This is a genomic window from Methylobacterium sp. CCH5-D2 (assembly GCF_001556475.1).
Taxonomy (GTDB): Bacteria; Pseudomonadota; Alphaproteobacteria; order Rhizobiales; family Beijerinckiaceae; genus Methylobacterium; species Methylobacterium hispanicum.
Genome location: NZ_LSIX01000749.1, coordinates 1 through 20,151, shown reverse-complemented (window position 1 = coordinate 20,151; position 20,151 = coordinate 1). Strand labels below are relative to the sequence as shown.

General features: G+C 68.4%; 16 protein-coding genes and 1 pseudogene. 4 read left to right on the top strand and 13 right to left on the bottom strand.

The genetic code is table 11. The features are described from left to right. The first annotated feature begins 143 nt into the window (after positions 1–143). Positions 144–1,505: a PAS domain-containing protein gene (locus AX737_RS20025; RefSeq protein ID WP_012455880.1), complete on the top strand. Its 1,362-nt coding sequence runs from the start codon at positions 144–146 to the stop codon at positions 1,503–1,505. Positions 1,506–1,634: 129 nt separating this feature from the next. Beyond that, on the top strand, positions 1,635–4,301 hold the full coding sequence (locus AX737_RS20020; RefSeq protein ID WP_003596880.1) for a PAS domain S-box protein: 2,667 nt from the start codon (positions 1,635–1,637) through the stop codon (positions 4,299–4,301). A gap of 16 nt (positions 4,302–4,317) precedes the next feature. On the opposite strand, the gene AX737_RS20015 is transcribed toward AX737_RS20020, so the two are convergent. From AX737_RS20015 to AX737_RS19955, 13 genes and pseudogenes are all read right to left on the bottom strand, one after another. Continuing rightward, on the bottom strand, positions 4,318–5,091 hold the full coding sequence (locus AX737_RS20015) for a phosphatase PAP2 family protein (protein WP_003596879.1): 774 nt from the start codon (positions 5,089–5,091) through the stop codon (positions 4,318–4,320). A 298-nt stretch (positions 5,092–5,389) separates the two neighbouring features. After that, positions 5,390–6,166, bottom strand: a complete 777-nt coding sequence (locus AX737_RS20010) for a hypothetical protein (protein WP_003596877.1) — start codon at positions 6,164–6,166, stop codon at positions 5,390–5,392. Beyond that, complete coding sequence (locus AX737_RS20005) at positions 6,139–6,936, bottom strand: hypothetical protein (protein WP_238229975.1); 798 nt, start codon at positions 6,934–6,936, stop codon at positions 6,139–6,141. The genes AX737_RS20010 and AX737_RS20005 overlap by 28 nt, the downstream gene beginning before the upstream one ends. Positions 6,937–7,007: 71 nt before the next feature. Beyond that, positions 7,008–7,415, bottom strand: a complete 408-nt coding sequence (locus AX737_RS20000) for a hypothetical protein (protein ID WP_003596871.1) — start codon at positions 7,413–7,415, stop codon at positions 7,008–7,010. 68 nt (positions 7,416–7,483) lie between these two features. Next, positions 7,484–8,260, bottom strand: a complete 777-nt coding sequence (locus tag AX737_RS19995; RefSeq protein ID WP_003596870.1) for a membrane protein — start codon at positions 8,258–8,260, stop codon at positions 7,484–7,486. Between the two features lie 92 nt (positions 8,261–8,352). Next, positions 8,353–9,648 carry an ATP-binding protein gene (locus tag AX737_RS19990; protein ID WP_012455878.1) on the bottom strand — a complete coding sequence of 432 codons (1,296 nt, stop codon included), beginning with the start codon at positions 9,646–9,648 and terminating at the stop codon, positions 8,353–8,355. Further along, complete coding sequence (locus AX737_RS19985; protein ID WP_003596865.1) at positions 9,645–10,304, bottom strand: response regulator transcription factor; 660 nt, start codon at positions 10,302–10,304, stop codon at positions 9,645–9,647. The genes AX737_RS19990 and AX737_RS19985 overlap by 4 nt, the downstream gene beginning before the upstream one ends. A 526-nt stretch (positions 10,305–10,830) precedes the next feature. After that, positions 10,831–12,465 (bottom strand): Fic family protein, encoded by a 1,635-nt coding sequence (locus AX737_RS19980; protein ID WP_003596864.1) that lies wholly within the window; start codon positions 12,463–12,465, stop codon positions 10,831–10,833. A 174-nt stretch (positions 12,466–12,639) separates the two neighbouring features. After that, positions 12,640–12,861, bottom strand: a complete 222-nt coding sequence (locus AX737_RS19975; RefSeq protein WP_003596862.1) for a hypothetical protein — start codon at positions 12,859–12,861, stop codon at positions 12,640–12,642. A gap of 302 nt (positions 12,862–13,163) precedes the next feature. Further along, positions 13,164–13,532, bottom strand: a pseudogene (locus tag AX737_RS19970) (hypothetical protein); the annotation flags it as partial. 84 nt (positions 13,533–13,616) lie between these two features. Further along, positions 13,617–14,630: an AAA family ATPase gene (locus tag AX737_RS19965; protein ID WP_017484342.1), complete on the bottom strand. Its 1,014-nt coding sequence runs from the start codon at positions 14,628–14,630 to the stop codon at positions 13,617–13,619. 111 nt (positions 14,631–14,741) lie between these two features. Then, entirely contained in the window at positions 14,742–15,623 is an 882-nt protein-coding gene (locus AX737_RS19960; protein WP_003596854.1) for an AAA family ATPase, read from the bottom strand. A gap of 66 nt (positions 15,624–15,689) precedes the next feature. Beyond that, positions 15,690–17,186, bottom strand: a complete 1,497-nt coding sequence (locus AX737_RS19955) for a DUF2235 domain-containing protein (RefSeq protein ID WP_012455877.1) — start codon at positions 17,184–17,186, stop codon at positions 15,690–15,692. A gap of 892 nt (positions 17,187–18,078) precedes the next feature. Between AX737_RS19955 and AX737_RS19950 the strand changes: the two genes are divergently transcribed. Continuing rightward, complete coding sequence (locus tag AX737_RS19950) at positions 18,079–19,806, top strand: efflux RND transporter periplasmic adaptor subunit (RefSeq protein ID WP_012455876.1); 1,728 nt, start codon at positions 18,079–18,081, stop codon at positions 19,804–19,806. A 12-nt stretch (positions 19,807–19,818) separates the two neighbouring features. Then, a partial coding sequence (locus AX737_RS19945; protein ID WP_197430644.1) for an efflux RND transporter permease subunit occupies positions 19,819–20,151 on the top strand: 333 nt, incomplete at its 3' end.

The following is a 20,151-nucleotide window of genomic DNA, read 5'->3' as shown; positions in this document are numbered from 1 at the left end:
CCCCCCGGCTCCGGTGGCGGACGGCTGGGAAATGAGACGGCCGTGTGAACCCGCCCGCATCCACTACGCGGACTCGCGTCCCACCGGTCGGCTAGGGTTCGTGGACCGTGCGGACGGGTAGCTTCGAACCCGACGGTGGACGCATGGACACGGTAAGCTCGCAAGACATCGTCGACACCGTCCGGACCAGCCTGCTGGTTCTCGACATGGACCTTAGGGTCAAGTCGGCGAACCGCGCCTTCTACAACACCTTCAAGGTCGAGCCCGAGGCGACGGTCGGACGGCCGCTGTTCGAGCTCGGCAACGGCCAGTGGGGGATCCCCGAACTGCGCACGCTGCTCGGCGAGATCGTGCCGCGCGACGGGACCGTCGAGGGCTACGAGGTCGGGCACGACTTTCCCGGCATCGGCGTGAAGTGCATGCGCCTCAACGCCCGCAAGGTGTTCAGGGAGGACGGCCACGTTCCATACCTGCTCCTCGCCATCGACGACGTCACGGGCGAGCACGAGGCCCGGGCCGAGGCCGAGCGACAGCGACTTCTCGCCCAGGGCATCGTCGACACGGTTCGAGACCCGCTGGTGGTCCTCGAAGCCGACATGACAGTGGTCAGTGCCAGCCGCTCCTTCCTGCGCATGTTCGGCCTCGACGTTGGGACTGTGGTCGGCACGTCGCTCTACGACCTGTCGCAAGGCCAGTGGCGGGTCGGGCGGCTCCAGGATCTGCTCGGGCGGATCGTGCCCGACGACATGGCCATCGACGGCTTCGAGGTCGAGGACGAGTTCCCGGGACTCGGTCGGCGCATCTTCAAGCTCAACGCCCGCAAGGTCCACCGTCCCGGCAACCATATCACTCGGCTGCTCCTGGTCTTCGAGGACGTGACCGAGGCGCGAATGCTGGAGAGGCACCGCGACCTTCTCGCCGCCGAGCTCGCCCATCGCATCAAGAACAGCCTGCAGATCATCACCTCGTTCGTCTCGTACGAAATCCGCCGGGCGGCCGAACCCTGCGTCGAGGGCTACCGCGCGATGCAGGGCCGCATCGGCGCCGTGGCCGAGCTCTACGACGTGATCTCCCGCTCCTCGACGCTCGGCCCGGTGGCGATGGGGCCATATCTGGAGGGCATCGCCGGAAGCCTGCGTTCCAGCCTGCTCGGCGCCGAGGCCCGCATCGCCGTCGACGTCGAGGCGGAGCCGCTGTCCATCGTCGCCGACCAGGCGGTCACGGTCGGGTTGATCGTCAACGAACTCGCCACCAACGCGGTGAAGTACGCGTTTCCGTCCGGAGGGGGCCGCATCCTCCTCGGGTTCAGGCGCCGGGACGGTGAGGCGGTGCTCACGGTCGCCGACGACGGCATCGGGCTGGACGCGACCAGCGGCCCGGGTTCCGGCCTTGGATCCCGGTTCGTCGAGGCGTTCGTCCGCCAGCTCAACGGAACGCTCGCGATGGCAAGCGGCGCGGGCGGGACGACCGTGACGGTAAGGCTGCCGGCCTCCGTCCTGGCGTAGTCCGGTCGGGCGCCTCGCCTTCGGGGTCGCTCGGTTGTGAAAATTTCACCGGGCGACTTGGCGGGTCCGGCGACCGCCGCGCCCGACCCCGCTGCGAATTGTGGCAACGGCTGCTAGAACCGAAGCCTGATGGACGACACGGTCAAGCCACCCCCATACCGCGCGACGCCTGAGCGGCTCCGACGCGACCAAGCCAGGATCGAGGCCGAACTCGCCGGAATTGATGGCGGGACCGACCCGTTCCCCGCTGCCGTGCGGGCAACGCGCATGCCGATGGTCATCACCAATCCGCGCCGGCCGGACAATCCCATCGTCTTCGTCAACGATGCCTTCTGCCGCCTGACCGGTTATGCGCGGGAGGAGATCCTCGGGCGCAATTGCCGCTTCCTGCAGGGCCCTGAGACCGACCCGGAGACAGTCCGCCTGATCCGCGAGGCCATCGTCGCGCCCCGGTCCATCGAGATCGACATCCGCAACCACAAGAAGGACGGAACACCGTTCTGGAACCGGCTGCTGCTGGCGCCGGTCAACGACGCGGGCGGCGATCTCGCATACTTCTTCGCCAGCCAGTTGGACGTGACGGTCGAGCGTGAGCGCCTCGTCGTGCTGGAGGACGAGAACGCGGCGTTGACGGCCGAGCGGCGGGCCAACCTGGAGCGGCTGGCCTTCAGCGAGGAATCCCTGCGGCTCGCGACCGAGGCCGCCGAGGTGGGGACCTGGGACCTCGACCTGACCACCGACGTGCTGACCTGGTCGGATCGTACCAAGGCGATGTTCGGCATCTCGCCGGGCGTGCCCTGCAGCATGGCCGACTTCTATGCCGGGCTGCATCCGGACGACCTGGAGGTGACGAGCGCGGCCTTCGCCTCGGCGCTCGACCCGGCGCGGCGCGCGACCTACGACGTCGAGTACCGCACGGTCGGAAAGGAGGATGGCGTCGTCCGCTGGGTCGCGGCCAAGGGCAAGGGCCTGTTCGACGCGAGAGGAGCGTGCGTCCGGGCGCTCGGCACGGCCATCGACATCACGGCGCGGCGGCGAGCCGAGGAGGTCCGGCAAGCCAACGAGGCAAGGCTGCGCTTCCTCGACGCACTCGGCACGGAGACCGCCGGGAACACAGATGCCGAGGGCATCCTGTCGGTGACGACGCGCATGGTGGCGGGCCATCTGCGTCTCTCGAACTGCGCCTACGCCGACATGGACCCGGACGGGGAAGGCCTGACCATCCGCGGGGATTGGTCGGCGGAGGGCTCGCCGAGCATCGTCGGGCGCTACCGCCTCACCGATTTCGGCACGCTGGCCGCGACCTGCCTTCGTTCGGGCGAGTTGCTCGTCGTCGGCGACGTCCGGTCTGAACTGCCGGCTGCGGACGCTGCCTCCTTCCAGGCCGTTGGTGTCGCGGCGGTAGCCTGCATGCCCCTGGTCAAGGACGGGCGCCTGACGGCCATGATGGCCATCCACGACCGGGTGGCGCGGGCTTGGTCGGGCGACGACCTTGCGGTTCTCCGCGAGGTGACGGAGCGCTGCTGGGCGCATATCGAGCGCGTGCGCGCCGACGCCGCCCTGCGCGAGGCGGCGGGGCAGCTCGCGGCCCTGAACGCGACGCTTGAGCAGCGGGTCGAGGAGCGCACCGCCCGCCTGGGCGAGGCGGAGGCGGCGCTCCGGCAGTCGCAGAAGCTGGAGGCGGTCGGCCAGCTGACCGGGGGCGTGGCCCACGACTTCAACAACCTCCTGACCATCATCCGGTCCTCTGTCGACTTCCTGCGGCGACCCGACCTGCCGGACGACAGGCGAAGGCGCTACATGGACGCGGTCTCGGACACGGTGGAGCGCGCCACCAAGCTGACCGGGCAACTCCTGGCCTTCGCCCGAAGGCAGGCGCTCAAGCCCGAGGTGTTCGAGGCCGGCGCCCGTCTGAAAAGCGTGGCCGACATGCTCGACACGGTGACCGGTTCGCGCATCCGCGTGCTGACCGAGTTGCCCGAGCGTCCCTGTCACGTCCTGGCCGACGTGAGCCAGTTCGAGACGGCCGTCATCAACATGGCGGTGAATGCCCGCGACGCTATGGACGGCGAGGGCACGCTGACGCTGCGGCTGTCCTGCTCGCAGGGGATGCCTTCGATCCGCGGTCACGGCGGCAGCCCGGCGCCGTTCGCGGCGGTCTCGCTGTCGGACACGGGCACGGGCATCGCCCCGGAGCTCCTCGGACGCATCTTCGAGCCGTTCTACACCACGAAGGAAGTCGGCAAGGGAACGGGGTTGGGCCTGAGCCAGGTGTTCGGCTTCGCCAAGCAATCGGGCGGCGACGTGAACGTGGAGAGCGCTCCGGGGCGTGGGACCACGTTCACGCTGTACCTGCCCGAGATCGAGGCCGCCCCGGAGCCGGGCAGACATGAAACGGGAGACGAGGCCACCTCGTCCGGAGCCGGGCGGCGCGTGCTGGTCGTGGAGGACAACGTCGAGGTCGGGCGATTCGCCACGCAGATCCTCCAGGACTTGGGCTTCGCGACGGACTGGGCGGCGAACGCCGAGGAGGCCCTCGACCGGCTCGGCCCGGATGGCGCCGGCTTCCACGTCGTGTTCTCGGACGTGGTCATGCCCGGCATGGGCGGCCTCGCCATGGCCAAGCTGTTGCGCGGGCGGCTCCCCGGCCTGCCGGTCGTCCTGGCGTCCGGCTACAGCGATGCGCTGGCCCAGGGAGGTGGTGACGGCTTCGAGCTGCTGCACAAGCCCTACGCCGCCGACCAACTCGGGCGCACCCTGAACCGGGTGATCCGGCAGCACGGCCGAGCCATTTGAGCGCCGTAAGGCGACGCTAACGCAAGGTCCGAACGGACAGCTTCGAATCCGCATGAGCCGTACGGTCGGGCTCACCGGCCGCCCCCGACGCTTCGACCTGGCCGCGCCGCTGGAGGCGCAGCGCCACGATCCAGCACAGCACCGCCCAGGCCGACCCGACGCACCAGCCCGCCAACACGTCGGTCGCGTAGTGGACGCCGATGTAGACGCGGCTCAGCCCCACGACGACGGTGAGGAAGACGGCGAGCCCCATGAAGTACGCCTTCAGCCGTGCGCCCGCTGCGACCCTCGTCATGATCGCCCCCAGCGTCAGGAAGGTCACCGCAGAGAGCATGGCGTGGCTGCTGGGAAAGCTGGCTGTGAACACTTGGATGCCGCCGGGAATGTCGGGACGAGGGCGGTTGAAGAGCAGCTTCAGGCCGAAGCTGATGACCGTGCCGCCCAGCATCGAGCCCACCACCAGGAGGGCAGTCCCACGCCTGCGGACCAGGAGCAGGTACCCCACGGTCGCAGCCAGCAGGAAGCACAGGACGACCATGCTCCCAAGGGAGGTCACGTCGCGCGCCATCTCATGCACCCAGGCCGGCCCGATTGGGCCGGCGGCGCCGAGTGGACGGAAGAAGCGCGCGACCCGGGTGTCGAACGCCATGGTATCACCCTCCATCACCTCGCCGGCGAGGAGGCCGAACGCGAGGAGGAGTGCGGCGACGCAGAACAGCGTCGCCACGAGGCCGAGCTCCCGTTTCCCGAGGCGCGTCACGGCTGCTGCCCAGGCACCCAATTCGTTCATCCGCCTCGCCTCCCGGCCGGACCTCGGTACGCCGCCCCAGGTCTGACGCGCGTCGCCCGTGGGGCGAGGCGGCCAGACCGGGGATGCAAGGATCGTCGATGGACCGCGGCCCTGACCCACGGCGACTGCTTCTGGCCCGGCCTCGGGATGCGCGCGGCCGCCGTCCCCGGGCCGCCGGCATCCGTGCGAACTCCACGGATCGGGGGCAGGTCGCGCGCACGGCCCCGTGGACGAAGTCGCCGCGGCGCCGGACAAGGGCGGGGCCCCGGCGCGTCGCCATGCGGTGTCGACCGCAGGTTCATGACGCCGTCGCGTCCGCGCCCGGATGACGGCCGGCCCGCTGCGGTAGCAGGACGATGAGCGCCACGATGAAGGCCGCGATCACGGCGGAAGCGAGCGGCCGGCTCAGGTTCAGCCCGCCGTTGGCGACCGGCTTGTCGAGGAAATCGCCCACCGTGGCCCCGAGCGGGCGGGTCAGGATGAACGCCGCCCAGAAGAGCGTGACCCGTGAAACGGAGGTCCGGTAGTACAGGGCGATGACGACCGCGAGCGCCGCCGCGAAGACGAGGGCGCCACCCTCGTAGCCGAGGCCGCCGGTGTCCGCGAGCCAGTCGCCGAGCGCGGTGCCCAACGTCTGCGAGAAGGTGATCGCCCCCCAATAGAACGCCTCGACCCGCGGGGTCGAAACCGTGTCCACCGACACGGTGCCCTCGGTCGCGTACCAAAGCCCGAGCACGGCCGCGAGGCAGGCGAGTAGCAGGGTCGACCCGCCGGTGTATCCGATGCCGAGCGAGCGGTCGGCGAAGTCCGCCATCGTCGTACCGAAGGTGGTCGAGGCGACGATCGTGGACCAGTACAGGACCGGGTGGAACCGCTTCGATATGATCTGGGCGACCACGAGCGCGACCAGCAGCACGGCGAACAGGGCGGTGCCGGCGAGGTAGCCCCAGTTGAGGGTCATGGTGACGGTGTCGCCGCCGGTCTCCCCGAGCGTCGTGGCCAGGATCTTGATGATCCAGAAGCCCAGCGTGACCTCGGGTACCTTGCTCAGGGCGCGTTCGTAACGGTCGTCCATCGGACCTGCTCCTTCTTCGAGAAAAACCTCACGGCGCGTCGGCGCAGGCCGCCCGGCGACCGGCACGCTGCGGGATGAGGAGGACGAGCCCCGGCCATGACGAGCGCGAGCACGCCGGAGATCGTGATGTCGTCGATGCCCAGGCCGCCGGAAGCGACCGGCTTGTCGAGCGAGTTGGCGAGGGTGGCGCCGAGCGGCCGCGTCAGGACGAACGCCGTCCAGAACAGCATGGGCCTGGAAACACGCGTTCGCAGATGGAGGGCCGTGACCACGGCCAGCGCGACGAGGATGAGGAGCGCGCTCCCGTTGTACCCGAGCCCGCTGCTGTCAGCCATCCAGTCGCCCAACGCGGTGCCGAGCGTCTGGGAGAACATGACCGTGGCCCAGTAGAAACCTTCGGCCCGCGGGGACCGCACCGTCTCCACGGCGACCGTGCCGAGCGTGCGCTTCCACAGGATCAGGGTCGCGACGACCGATCCGAGCAGCACCAGGGACCCGCCCGCGTAGCCGATGCCGAGGGACCTGTCGCAGAAGTCGGCGAGGGTCGTGCCTGCGAGCGTCGTCGCGGTGACCACGGCCCAGTACAGGATCGGATGGAAGCGGTCCGCCCGGACCTGTGCGGCCAGCAGCACCGCCAGGGCGGCCCCGAAGATCGCCGTGCCGGCGAGATAGCCGAGGCCGAGCGTCAACGTGACGGCGTTCCCGCCGACCTCGCCCAGGGTCGTGGCCACGATCTTGATGGCCCAGAACCCGGCGGTGGCTTCAGGCACCTTGGCGGGTTCGACGTGTCCGGGTCGCTCGGTCGGTTGCATCGGGCTGCCGTGGGAAAGCGAGGGCTGGCTCACGCGGTGTGGGTCTGGTCGATGATGGCGAGCAGGTCGTCGACCGCGCGACGGCAGGCGGCCGGATCGGGGTTCGACGCCCGCAGCGCGTCGAGGGCGCGGTCGATGGCCTTGTCCACGACGTGCCAGTCGGCGGCGGCTCGCGGCTTCAGGCCGGCCTCGGACGCGTCCCAGGACAATTCCAGGTCCTTGATGCGCGTCTTGGCGGCGGCGAGGTCGCCCCGGTCGGTCATCGCCTTCACGTCGACGACGATGGTCCGGAACTTGGAGAGGTCGCCAAGCTTCGAGGCCGCCATCGCCTTGGGCGTCGCTCCGACGGCGGCGTCCTGCATCGCCAGCAGGCCCAGGGGGGCGGCCGTGGCACCGATGACCGTCGCGGCGATGGCGGCGAGGAGGATGTTTCGCATGGTCGTTCGCTCCGTGTCGTGCGGCGTTGGAAGGACTGGAGGATGGGGATGCGGGAGGCGGCGGACGGTCAGGCCCGCCGCTGTCCGGCCGGCTCGCCAGGGCGTCCGGAGACGAGGCTCAGGGACGTCACCAGGGCGACGATGACGGAGAAGAAGGCGAGGCTGGTGGAGGCCGTGCCGAAGCCGAGGCCGCCGTATTCCCGTGCCTGCGACAGCAGATCGCCCAGCGATGCGCCGAGGGGGCGCGTGACGATGTAGGCGAGCCAGAAGGTCGTCACCGGGTTCGCGCCGAGGCGCCAGGCGAGGGCGAGGGCGGCCAGGATCGTGCCGAAGATGACGACGCCGAGATTGAAGCCGAGCCCCAGCGCCTCGGTAGCCAGGTCGCCCGCGGCCGTGCCGAGCGCGAAGGTCAGGAGGATGGCGAGCCAGTAGAACGCCTCGCGGCGCCGGGTCACGATGGCGTGGATCGAGAGCGTCCGCTCGGTCGCGTACCAGAGGGCGAACACGGCGGCGAGGGCGGCCGCGAACACGCCGGTGCTGACGAAGAGGCTCACGCCGAGCTTGTCGGTCAGGATGTCGGTGACCTGCGTGCCGACCACGCTGACGAGGACGACGGTCGACCAATAGGTCCAGGGCACGTAGCGCCGCTCGCGCACCTGCAGGGCGAGGACGGCCGCGAGGAGGCCGGCCGTGAGGGTGGCGGTGACGGCGGCACCCAGGCCGACGTTCACCGCGAGGTAGTCCGCGCCGGTCTCGCCGACGGTCGTGGACAGGATCTTGATGACCCAGAAGGCCGCGGTGACCTCCGGTACCTTGTTCAAGACCTGGCGCTGGATCTCGCTCATCCCCGTCTCCCGTCCGTCATGGTCGGGCACGGTGATAGCGAGCCAGAATGAGGGCAGAATGAGCTTCGTCCGGAGGAGCCGCAGGCTCGGCCTCAGGCCGGCAGTCTGACGGTTGCGAGGGTCCCCTGCCCGTCACGTCGGTTTTCGACCGTCAGGCCGAGGTCGTTGCGCTCCGCGATGCGGCGGGCGATGGCGAGCCCGAGCCCTGTGCCTTCGACTTCCGGTGGCGCGGCCCGGAAGAAGCGGTCGAACAGGCGGCCCTCGCTTCCCGGCGGCAGCCCGCAGCCGGTGTCCCGAACCGTGACGACGCACGCACCGTTCCGGTTCAGCAGACGGACGTCGACCTGGCCTCCCGACGGCGTGTAGCGCAGGGCGTTGTCGACCAGGTTGGCGAACAGGACGCGGACCTCGTCCTCCGACGCGTGAAGCGTCGCGGGTGTCTCGATATGCACGCCCAGGTTGATGTCCTTGCGCTCGGCGAGCACGACGTGGTCGGCGACGCAGTCGAGCAGGAGCTGGCCGAGGTCGACGGATGCAGGACGGGCCTCGGCACCGTCGTCGAGCCGGGCGAGACGGAGCAGTTGATCCACCAGCCGGTTCGCCCTCCGGAGGCCGTCCGCCAGCGCCATACGCCGCGCGTCGCCCCCGCCACCGGCAGGCCCGCCGAGGGAGTCGAGTTGGATCTGCATCGCGGCAAGCGGCGTACGCAGTTCGTGCGCCGCGTCGGCCACGAACCGCTTCTGGGCGGCCAGAGCGGCCTGCAGGCGAAGGATGAGCCCGTTCATGGCCTCGACGAGGGGCGCCACCTCCGTCGGCACGCCGCGCGTCGGCAAGGGGCCTTGGGCGGCGGCGCCGCGCCCGGCGAGGTCATGCACCAAGCCGTCGAGCCGCCCGAGCGCCCGGTTCATCGCCCAGCCGACGACGATCCACGACAGCGGGACGAGGAGCAGCAGCGGGGCCACGGCGCCGAGCGCCGCATTGCGTGCGAACTCCGCCCTCACGACGTCGCGCTGGGCGACCCGGACCGTCGTGGTGCCGTTGGCGGTCGTGTAGGTGCGCCAGAGCTCGCCGCCCATGACGACGTTCGCGTATCCCGTGCGGCCGGGGTGGCGGACGTCGACGCCGCGGTCGTCGCGCAGGACCTGCCCGTCCTTCCAGATGGTGACGGCGAGTTGGTCCTCCGGGTCCTGGTCGGCGGCGGGCGGCGCGTCCGCGTCCGGGAGCCCGGGACCGGCGTTGAGGGCGACCTGCCGCAACTGCCCGTCGAGGAAATCGGCCGCCTCGATCCGCGCGAGGGCATAGGCCGCGACCATCGCGGCCAAGCCGATTCCGGCGAGCAGGGCGGTCATCCAGCCGAGCGTCGTGCGGCGCAAGGAGGCGGCCCTCATGGCTTGGGCACCATCCAGCCTGCGCCGCGGACGTTGAGGATCACGCCCTTGCCGACCTTGCGGCGGACCGTGAGGATCAGGGCGTCCACCGCGTTGCTCTCGACCTCCTCGCCCCACCCGTAGATGCGTTCCTCGATCTGCGCCCGAGAGAGGATGCGCCCCGGTCGCTCCATGAGCGCGTGCATGAGGGCGTATTCGCGCGCCGACAGGACCGCGACGGTTCCGGCGTGGGATAGCACATGGCTCTCCGTGTCGAGTTCGGTCTCGGCGGCCACGAGCCGCGCGGTCGCCCGCCCGGCCCGGCGCCGCAGGATCGCCCGCATCCGGGCGAGCAGCTCGCGCATCTCGAACGGCTTGACCAGGTAGTCGTCGGCCCCGAGGTCGAGGCCGGCGACGCGGCTGTCGAGTCCGTCCCGCGCCGTGATGATGAGCACCGACATGTCGTTGCCCGCCGTCCGCGCGGACCTGAGAACCTGCAGGCCGTCGGCGCCCGGCAGGCCGAGGTCCAGCAGGACCAATGCGTGGCCGCCGACCCGCAGCGCCGTTTCGGCCATGGGGCCGTCGCGTACCCAATCGACGGAGTAGCCTTCGGCGGCAAGGCCGTGCGACAACCCTTCGCCGATCATGCGGTCGTCCTCGATCAGCAGCACGCGCATGGGTCGCCTTGTTCGGGTCGGAGCATTCATGGCGCGGTGCTGGCCGTGACCGCTCGCAAGCCGGAGCCGGAACTGAGCCGCGCCACGGACCGGTCCTAGCCTGCAGCCGAGACAACAGCGACGTGAGAAGTCGCTTACCCTAAAGGCGTAAGCATTCCTTTGGACTTGAGGAAAGCAGCCCTGGATCGGCGCCTCGGAGGCGGTGTCGGGTTTCGGGAGATTTCCGGCCACGTGCCGACGTCTGCGTCCGACCTGCCGCCACTGGGCATATGGCGAGCCGTCATGACGGCGCCGAGCGGACAGCACGGATCACCGTCGGGCTTGCGATACACCAAATGGCTCGGGATGAATGCGGATGGCGCGTTGCCGAATCGCCGGTGGTGGCCGGACCCAAAACCACATACTGCCCGTTCCGGCACCTCGCCCCTAGTTGGCCTTGCAGGCGAGTGACGCAACGACCTACCATCATGAACGTCATCACGCGGCCTTTGTAGTTTTTGGTCGTTGGAAGTGCGTCATCGTCGTTCTATACGACTTGATGTTCAAGGGGTATCAGGCCGGTGACATCGTCCTGGAGTTGGGCCGTCAAGTCGAGTTCCTGCCAGTAGGAGGCGGGGGCCGGGATGCCTCGCCGCCATACGATGTCCACGTTGACGTTCGGGTCGGTGAACCTCGCGTTCTTCTCGTCTTCCAGAAAAGCGTGTGTCGAGGCCCAAAGGCGCAACGTTTCGTCGAGGTCCGGCGAAGCGATGCGGGCCGTGACGGACTGGCACCGCAGCATCGCGCGCACGAGGGGCGCGGCTTGAGCGGCGCCGGGTGCGGTAAGCGCCCGCAACCCCCCGATGTAGTCCGACCGGTAGATGGTCGGCACCACGATTCGCGACTTCCCCCCGCCGACCAATTCCTTCGTCATCATGATGCGGGCGGTCCGACCGTTGCCGTCGTTGAAGGGATGGACGAGGACGATGAGGGTGTGGGCGAACACGCCGCGGGCGAACGGGGCCTGCAGGTCGCGCAGCATGGCGAAACCCTCGCGCAGAGTCCCCTTGACGAGGTCAGGCAACACGAAGACGGTGTTGCCGGCGCTGTTGGCATCCTCCTTGAACTCGCCCGGCTTCTTGTCGGGGCGCGCGTCGAGCAACCGCGCGTTCCGCTCGCGGATCTCGGCCATGAACTCATCGACGGACGATGCGCGCGCCTCGCCCGGCACGATGCTCGCGACCTGGGCAAAGGTTTGCGTCACGTCGCGACCGTCCTGCGGCCGCCCATCGGCCGGTTCGTGCTCGAACACGATGCGCCGCGCCTTGTCGACGAGGAAGCGCGTGCCCTCGATGTAGTTGGTGAAGTACGCCTCGACGAATGACGTGCAGTCCCGCTCGCCGGGACCGACGTGCGGGTCGGCCAAGTCGGGCGCGACGCGCCCGAGGGTCATCGCCAAGACCTTGAGGCGCTCCATGCACTCGGGGTCGTAGGGGTCGTCCGGCCGGCGCCGCGCGGCCACGTCCCTTGCGACCAAACCGGCTTTGCGCGTTCCGAGGATGGTCCCGATGATATCGAGGAGGACCTGCAGTTCCTGTTCCGCCCCAAGCGAGCCTGCGATGCACTCGGCCCGCTGCCGGATCTCCCGGAGACCGTCCTCATGGGCGGTCTTCAGCAACCGCTCGACCTCTCGTTCGACGCCTTCCCTTCCGACGGTGCGGCTAGGCCCACTCCGTGCGCGTGATGCCTGCAGGTTCTCCAGCAGGGCGCGCGCGTCGCTCGGAAGGTAGACCCCGAGGAAGGACATGTCCCCCTCCAACGGCCCTGGACCGGGGAAGGTTCTGATTTCCAAGCCGGGCAGTGACAACCGCCTGCGGGCCTTCCCGTGCGGATCGGTCGCGAACACCCAGCCCGGGAAGACGACGCGCCCGTCCGGCCCGCGCTCACGCCAGGGATTCCTCTGCAGGGCAGTCCGGCCCCTGAGCACGGCACCAGGCGCGTATCGAGCGAGGATGGGAGCCCATCCGCCGCAGACAATCTCTTCGACGGGACGACCGTTGCACACCGCATAGATGCCGTCGCCGACCCGCCGGAGCTTGCCGGCGGCGGCCTGCCGCTGAAGGGACCGGTCGCGTTGCGGGTCGCCTCGCGTGAGGATCAGATCACCGTGCGTCGTAGCCACTTAACGCCCCCGGGCGGCGGAAGCCCCGTCGCTTATATCGACATAATAACCTCTTGTGTCGTTTAAAACAACATAAGCTCGCAATTGCCCTAAGGCAGGCTGATATACCCGTCTACTACTCGATTCCCGGACAAGGCAACCATGTCTCCGAGCGGTTGGAAGTCGAAGACCCCCTCAGACCGGCATGCCGGTCAAGGAGCGCGGGTTCACCTCGGCCCGATATCCCTTCGAATGCCTGAGCAGGCGCCGCATCTCATCGAGCCAGCCGAGGTCCTCGGCGGACTGGTCGTAGAGGCAGATGGCCAGCCCGTGTTCGAGGACCGGCTCGATCTTGGCGTATGCCTCGGAGGAATGCATCGCGGCAACGGCCTTGTCCCGGGATGGCCAGCGCGCCATCAGCGCGAACTCGACGTACCGGATGTCCCGGTCGTGCAGGTAGAAGACGACGTTCTTGTGCCGGAAGCGGGGACGCTGGAAGACGGGTCGCGGCCTCAGATCGACGAGTGCCCGCGCGGCGTTGGTCGCAATCAGGCGCAGCAGAGGCTCCTCCGTCAGCCCCTCGATGTCGACGAAGGCGACGGCGCCCTCTCAGTCGTCCTGGCCGGGGAAGAGGGTGTATTGCAGGTCCGGCATGGACGGGACGGCATGCGGCGCCAGCGCCCGGGTCGGGAAGCTGAGGATCTTGCGTTCGGCCATCGTCAGGCTTCCGGGACCAAGGAGGCGGCACGCCTCTCGACGGAGGCCAAGTCACGCAGCCGGACGGCATGTTCGGGCAGGCCCCCGCCGGGAGGCACGAACGTGCCGTGCTCGTCCTTCAGATCACCTTTCTTGATGAAGAAATCCTCATGCATTCGCTCGCCGACGCCGGTGAATGGAACGATGACCATCTGGGCCTGGGTCGGCGCCTTTCCGTCCTTGGGCCGTTGCGGAAGTTCCGTAACGATGGTGTCGGAGTGAAGCTCGACCGCGAGGCTCTTCACGTAAGGCTCGACGTAATAGACCCGCTTCACCCCGGCGGTGACGAGGTGCCGGGCACAGTTATGGCAGGGATATACGGTGCAATAGAGCGTCCACTGACGACTGTTGCCGGCCCTTCGTGCGGGCGAGGCGCTCGGGTCGCCTGTCGCGGTGAAAAGCGTCGGGTTGACCGGTTACCGTGGCAAAGCAGCGTTGATGGCCTCGATGACCTTCTCACCGTTGTCGAGGGTCGTCACGACGCCAGGGCCGTTTCCGTCCAGGAAACTGGGATTGCGGATGAGCCAATCAGCCGGGCTGAAGTGGTCGAATTCCGGCGTGGATGCCGGGAGGATCCTGAACACCGTCTCCATGCGCTTCACCAGCCGGCCGGGGCCCGGTGCATCCTTGTCAAGCTTGGCTAGGGTCAGTGCGGAACGCCCCTTGAGCTCGAAGGCGCCGTTGACAATGCCGACATAGGTCTCGGGCTCGAATATGTCCTCGACGTCGCCCTCGGCGATGCCGAGCACGTCGGGATAATTCATGATGCGGCTCTCTGGTATGGCACCGGCGGCCTTGAGCTGCTCAAGCTTGCGCTTGTCGCCCTGGGCTCTGTCGGACATCACCGCCAGGTGTAGGTTCGCGCCCTTGAACAGGGAGACGAACGACTGGATCTTGTCGAGCCCACCGGCCGGACAGATCGTCCAGCGGGGGTCGAGCGCGGTCCGTCGCCGTCGCTTCAGCTGAGCCGACAGGGCCTTGAGGAACAGGATGTCGCCCGGTCCCTCGACCAGCAGGGTGTGCTTGCCGATGAACAGCGCCTGGGTGACGTCGTAGCCCAAGGCGGCCTGGAGGGGGAAGAGGGTGTCCGGGTCCGTGGCGAGCACGTCGCCCCTGACCTTGGTACCCTTCGTCGTCCAGAAGCCTGGACGCTTCTGCTCGACCTGGTCCTCGATGATCCGGGAGAGCGTCAGGTCGTCGGGCGGCACCATGAAGGGCGAATGCGTGGAGAAGACCACTTGGTGCTTCGGCAGGAGTCGGTCGGCGAAGTACCGCAGCAGATCGGCCTGGGCCTTGCCGTGGAGGGTCAGCCCCGGCTCGTCCAGCAGGAGTATCTGGTTGCCCCCACGCTTGCTTACCTGCGCGAACTTCACCAGGAACGAGAAGAACCAGATGAACCCGGCGCTACGCTCCGAGAACGGCACCGTCACCCTGTGAAGGGTGTTCCTGACACGGGCGCGGGCGATCGCGCCGGCGTTGAACGGGGCGGGGTCGCCCGCTTCCGCCTTCGTGACCCTGACCTCAAGCTCCAGGAACGCGTTCTACGTCCAGTATTCCTGCAATTGGTCGGTGATGGCGTTCGATGCGGATTCACACTTGGCGTTCAGCGACTCGTAGGTCGTCGACGCCTTGATCTCCTCCACCGAGGTCCCGGCGAATTCGAGGAAGTCGAGGAAAACCCTCTCGCCGACGTCCAAATGCGTGTTTCCATGCGGATGTCCGGGATGGTGGTACGGTGCGTCCCCGTTGCGTACGATGTCGTCGACCCGGATTTGCCCGGCCATGCGGTCGTAATACGAAAAGTACATGAACTGGGGCGTCACGGAGCGGATGTAGCTCCCAACGAAACCCACCGCGTTCTGGCCGGGGAACGACCTGATCGTTTCCAGGAGCGCGACTTGGTCCGGCGTCGGCTCCGCCAACGCCTCCAACGCCTTTCGGAGCATGTCCGTGGTTGTGGCTTCCGCAAGCGGTTCCCTGACGGTTTCGCCGAGGCCGTGGCTGGCCATCAGGTACTCGGCGATGGCCGGGTAGTTCAGCGGAACGTCGATGCGGAAGGTTTCGTCGTCGTAGCGGCGCGAGAGGGTGATCTGACGCGACCGGAGACAGTCGGGGCCCAACGCTTCGGCCAGCGTCGCCACATCCTCGGGCGATAGGGACCATTTGGACGTGATGACGATTGCCTCGCCCTCCTCCTTCGGATGCCGTGCGTCGTACTCGTTCAGGTGCCGCCTGGGGTAGTCCCGTTCCCTATCGAATACCGTTGGTGTCGCCGGGTGGGGATTCAGGCCGGCCAAGGCTTGAAGGAGGGCGGTCTTGCCAGCCTCGTTCTTGCCGACAAGACAGACCATGTCGCCGAGCGTGACCTCTTCCGAATCCTCGACGCTGCGAAAATTGGTGACCCTGAAACTGTCGAGCCTCATTCCATCCCTCGTAGTCGGTCCGCAGCTTCGCGGATGGCCAAGCAACTGCAATCGCAGATTGGTCTGCTAGACGATGCCGGATTTCGCTGCCCCTGGGTTTGGCGAGCCCGGCGCATAAGCGGTCCTGAAGTCCCGGTGGTTCGCCAACGCCAACGGCCTATAGGGACCTTTCCCATCACATTGGGTCACCTCGGCCAGATCGAATCTTTCCCTGACGCTCGGGTGGACCAGGGCATCCTCCGGGATCTCCCGGACCTTCACCGGCCATCCCAGCCATCCCATGCGACGGGACAGCCAGCGGGGAAGGATGCCGGCGATGGAGTCGTGCATGCCGGCGACCTCGCAGTGCTGCATGCCATCGGACGCCGGATGCAGGTGCAGCCGGCCGGTACCGGGCTCTCCGGACACCATCCCGTCGACCCGAAGCGGATCCGGGATCTTGGTGGCCTGCTCCACCATCCACTGCAAGGCGACGTCGGACAGCCGGCTCTCGGCTTCGGGGTAGCTGCCGCCGATGTCGGAGTGGTTGCCGGCGAACCACATCTGGATGAGCGGATCGGGCTCGCCCTGGACCTTTTTCCGCACCCCGTCCCGGCTGCCCCACCTGACCCGCGGGAAGTCGGCGCGGGTCTCGTCGATGGAGAGGGCATGCCGGGCATAGCCGACATGGCCGCTCAGCAGTTGGTCGTAGTTCCCGGAGCGCCATTGCGCGATGTGCCAGCGCGCCTTCCCGTTCACCGGTGAGTCGGTGATGGTCTTGACCGCTGTCGGCAGCCAACGCCAGAGGACGAACGCCGCAGTGAGCGAGAGGGTGGCCAGGAACGGGCGCCAGTAGCCGGTGCCGAACGCTAGGTCGGACAGGACGGCGGGCACGGCTGCAACCAGCACGGCCAGGATCGTCAGGCCGGCCGCGATGCCCCACCACTTGGGTCCGGTCGCGCCGAGCGAGGCGACGGTGTCGAACACGCCGATGAAGTGCGGTGCCACGTTCGAGGAAAGGTCGTCACCCGACCTGTACTTGCGCCGGAATCGCCTCGCCAACTCGAACCGGTCCTTCTCGTAGTCGCCGCCCCGGGGTGAACCCGCGCCGTACTCATAGACCTTGATCACCGCCTCATCCGCGATGTCCCGCGTCGCCTTGCGGAAGCGTGGAAGGTCTCCGCCCGGCACTTTCGTCGGGACGCCGCACAGGAACAGAACGTTGGCCACGCAACGGGCCGTGTAGGCCCCTCGGCTGAAGCCGATCAGGTAGATGCGGTCGCCGGGCTCGTAGTGGTTGATGGCGAACTCGTAGCAGTCGGCGATGTTCTTCGTGATGCCCAGGCCGGTCACCGAGGACAGCAGCTTCTGCAGTCGGCGGTAGGCACCGACGAAACCCGGGGCCGAGCCGTCCGTGCCGAGGCCGGCGTCGTAGAAGGCGACCTGCTCGCGCGGGTCGATGCCGCTGTCCGGCCCGACCCGGCAGACGCGGTAGAGCTTGTAGACGTTGCTGAGGCGCTGTTCCTCGCGGAGGCCACCTTCCTGGCCGGTGCCATCCGAGAAGACCACGATGTTCTTAGCCACGCCCCCCTCCTGCAGCCGGGATGGTCCTGGAATGGAGCCCATCTTGCGAGGCTGGATCGCGTCCGACGCCCAGTCAGACCGGTTAAGCCCAGCTTCGGGAGTCGCAACCGCCAGGTTCCTTGTTTGTTCCCAATCTGCGACCAGAGTGTACGCGCTGACGGAGGCCATGGCCTCCGAGCACGAAGCCCGGCGGGCGAAGTCGCGCCCTGCACGCGAACAACCTCACCCCTGACACCAAGGCGGCCGGAATGGCGGCCGGGACCTAACCCCCTACCGGCGGCCGGCCCCGCCGGTGCCCGGATTTGAACCTCGCTCACCGGACCGAACGGTTGGGGCGGATACATCCAAGGACTTTCGTCGGGGCGCCACTCGTTGAGCGCCAAATAGCTCATGGTCTGCCCGCGTGGATGTGCTATGCACCCCGCATCATGTCGGCCACCCGGTCCTTTTGGCGTTCGTTGCTCACGGTCTTCCAGATCGTGTCGCTTGCCGCCTTTTCGGTGGCGGGTGCGGGACACTCGCACGCGGGGGAGCTTCACGTCGGACACGACACGTCCGTCTCGGTCGGGTACCAAGTGACTGGAGGGCCAGGTCAGGTTGACGACATGGTGGGCCATGCCGACCGAAGCGCCGAAGAGTCGGTGGCTGGTCCTTGCGGCCTTTGCTGCCCAGCGTCGTTCGCGCGCTGGGACTGCTTGACCGTCGTGGTTGCCTGGAAGCCCGAGCGAACGTTGGCTGGCGTCCGCAAAGTCACGTTCGACAGCGTGGTTCCTGAGACGCTTCCTGAACCCCCTCGAACCTTCGCCTGAGGTCCGCGCTCCAACGCGCGCCCTGAGCGGCTGTCCGTGAACGACAGCCGCCAGCCTCCTTTACGCGAAGGCTCGATCATCCCATGCGTGTTCTCTACGCCTCCGCCCTGCGGACGGCTCTCCTGGCGTTTGGCCTCTGGGCCGGTGCGCCGACGCTCGCCGTCGCCCATGAGGGGCACGACCACGGCAACGAGGCGCAGGCTCCGGCGGCGGCTACAGCGCCGCGCAGTACGTCGAGCACCGACGCGCTCGAATTGGTCGCCATCGTCCGAAGCGGCCGCTTGGCCGTGTTCCTCGACCGTGTGGGCACCAACGAGCCTGTGACGGACGCCGTCGTCCGAGCCGAGACGCCGGACGGCTCCCTCACCGCCTCGCCCATGCCGGACGGCAGCTACGCGGTCGATGCACATTGGAGCCTGCACCCCGGCGAGCACGAGGTGCTCTTCACCGTGACCGCGGCAGGCTCAACCGACATGTTTCCGGTCACGTTGACGGTGCGGGAGGCACCGCCGCCGAAGTCTGAGGCGGGTGTCTCCGCGTGGGCATCCGGCCTCGCCGCGGCCCACGACTTTCAGCGCCACCTGAAGGAGGCCGACCCGCTGCCGCTGGCCATCGGCGGCACCGGCTTCCTTCTCGGCATCGCGGTCACGCTCCTGATGAAGGGGCGCCGTTACTTGCCGGCCACTGCCCTCGTCGCCCTCATCGTCGCCCTCGCGTTCGCGCCGCGCGCCTTCGCGGGCGAGGGGCACGGTCACGGGAGTGCCCCCGGATCGCAAACCACCCTCATGGCCGCCCCGGCGCCGGCGGGACAGGACTTGGCGCGACGTCAACCGGACGGGTCGATCTTCGTGCCCAAGCCCACCCAGAGGGTACTGGCCGTGCGCACGGTGGTGACATCCTCCGACATCATGCGCCGCACCGTCGAGCTGCCGGGGCGCATCGTGCCCGATCCGAGTGCCAGCGGGGTCGTGCAGTCCTCGGTCGGCGGCCGGCTCTCGCCGCCGGAATCCGGGATCTTCCCGCGGCTCGGCACGCGGGTGCGCAAGGGCGAGGTGCTGGCCTATGTCACGCCGCCGGTGCAGGCGGTCGACGCCTCCGACATGCGCCAACGCCAGGGCGAACTCGACCAGCAGATCGCAGTCACGGAGCGACGGGTCGAACGTTACCGCAAGCTCGCACCGGGCGGCGCCGTATCGCAGGTGCAACTGGAGGACGCCCAGGCCGAGCTGAAGGGTCTGCTCGACCGCCGCGCCGCCCTCGACACAATCCGCCAGCAGCCCGAAGCACTCAAGGCGCCGGTCGACGGCGTGATCGCCGAGGCGACCGCCGTGGCCGGGCAGATGGCGAGCCCCGGCGTGCAGGTGTTCCAGATCGTCGACCCGACCCGCCTCTGGATCGAGGCGCTGAGCTTCGACGCCCTCACCGGCGGCCAGCACGCCACCGCCCGCCTTGCCGACGGTCGCATGCTGCGCCTCGCCTACATGGGCGCAGGGCTCGCCGACCGCAGCCAAGCCGTGCCGATGCACTTCGCCGTCGAAGGCGCGCCGTCGGAACTGCGGACCGGGCAGTTCGTCACCGTGCTGGCCGCAACCGACGCACAGCAGAAGGGGTTGGCGCTTCCGCGCATGAGCGTGGTGCGTGGCGGCAACGGCCAAAGCATCGTCTACGAGCACACCGCGCCGGAGCGCTTCGAGCCCCGCGAGGTGCGGGTCGAGCCGCTCGATGCGGGGCAGGTGCTGGTCGTCTCCGGGCTCGCCGCGGGCAAGCGGATCGTGACCCAAGGCGCCGAACTCCTCAACCAGGTCCGCTGAGGAGGCCAACCCGTGTTCACGCTCCTCGTCACGCAATCCCTGCGCAACCGCCTCCTCGTACTGGCGCTTGCCGCGGTGCTCGTCATCTACGGTGCCTTCACCGCGACCAAGCTTCCGGTCGACGTATTCCCGGACCTCAATCGGCCGACGGTGACGATCATGACCGAGGCCGAGGGACTCGCCCCCCAGGAGGTCGAGCAGCTCGTCACGTTCCCGGTCGAGACGCAGATGAACGGCCTGCCGGGCGTGACCCGGGTGCGTTCCGTGTCCGGCGTCGGCCTCTCGGTGATCTACGTCGAGTTCGACTGGGGCACCGACATCTACCGCAACCGCCAGCAGGTCGCC

What these genes read in the sequence shown, in the direction of transcription:
- AX737_RS20015 (WP_003596879.1), bottom strand. Translation starts at nt 5,091, where the DNA reads ATGAACGAATTGGGTGCCTGGGCAGCAGCCGTGACGCGCCTCGGGAAA.
- AX737_RS19985 (WP_003596865.1), bottom strand. Translation starts at nt 10,304, where the DNA reads ATGCGCGTGCTGCTGATCGAGGACGACCGCATGATCGGCGAAGGGTTG.
- AX737_RS20000 (WP_003596871.1), bottom strand. Translation starts at nt 7,415, where the DNA reads ATGCGAAACATCCTCCTCGCCGCCATCGCCGCGACGGTCATCGGTGCC.
- AX737_RS19960 (WP_003596854.1), bottom strand. Translation starts at nt 15,623, where the DNA reads ATGAGGCTCGACAGTTTCAGGGTCACCAATTTTCGCAGCGTCGAGGAT.
- AX737_RS19950 (WP_012455876.1), top strand. Translation starts at nt 18,079, where the DNA reads ATGCGTGTTCTCTACGCCTCCGCCCTGCGGACGGCTCTCCTGGCGTTT.
- AX737_RS19990 (WP_012455878.1), bottom strand. Translation starts at nt 9,648, where the DNA reads ATGAGGGCCGCCTCCTTGCGCCGCACGACGCTCGGCTGGATGACCGCC.
- AX737_RS20020 (WP_003596880.1), top strand. Translation starts at nt 1,635, where the DNA reads ATGGACGACACGGTCAAGCCACCCCCATACCGCGCGACGCCTGAGCGG.
- AX737_RS20025 (WP_012455880.1), top strand. Translation starts at nt 144, where the DNA reads ATGGACACGGTAAGCTCGCAAGACATCGTCGACACCGTCCGGACCAGC.
- AX737_RS20010 (WP_003596877.1), bottom strand. Translation starts at nt 6,166, where the DNA reads ATGGACGACCGTTACGAACGCGCCCTGAGCAAGGTACCCGAGGTCACG.
- AX737_RS19995 (WP_003596870.1), bottom strand. Translation starts at nt 8,260, where the DNA reads ATGAGCGAGATCCAGCGCCAGGTCTTGAACAAGGTACCGGAGGTCACC.
- AX737_RS19975 (WP_003596862.1), bottom strand. Translation starts at nt 12,861, where the DNA reads ATGGCGCGCTGGCCATCCCGGGACAAGGCCGTTGCCGCGATGCATTCC.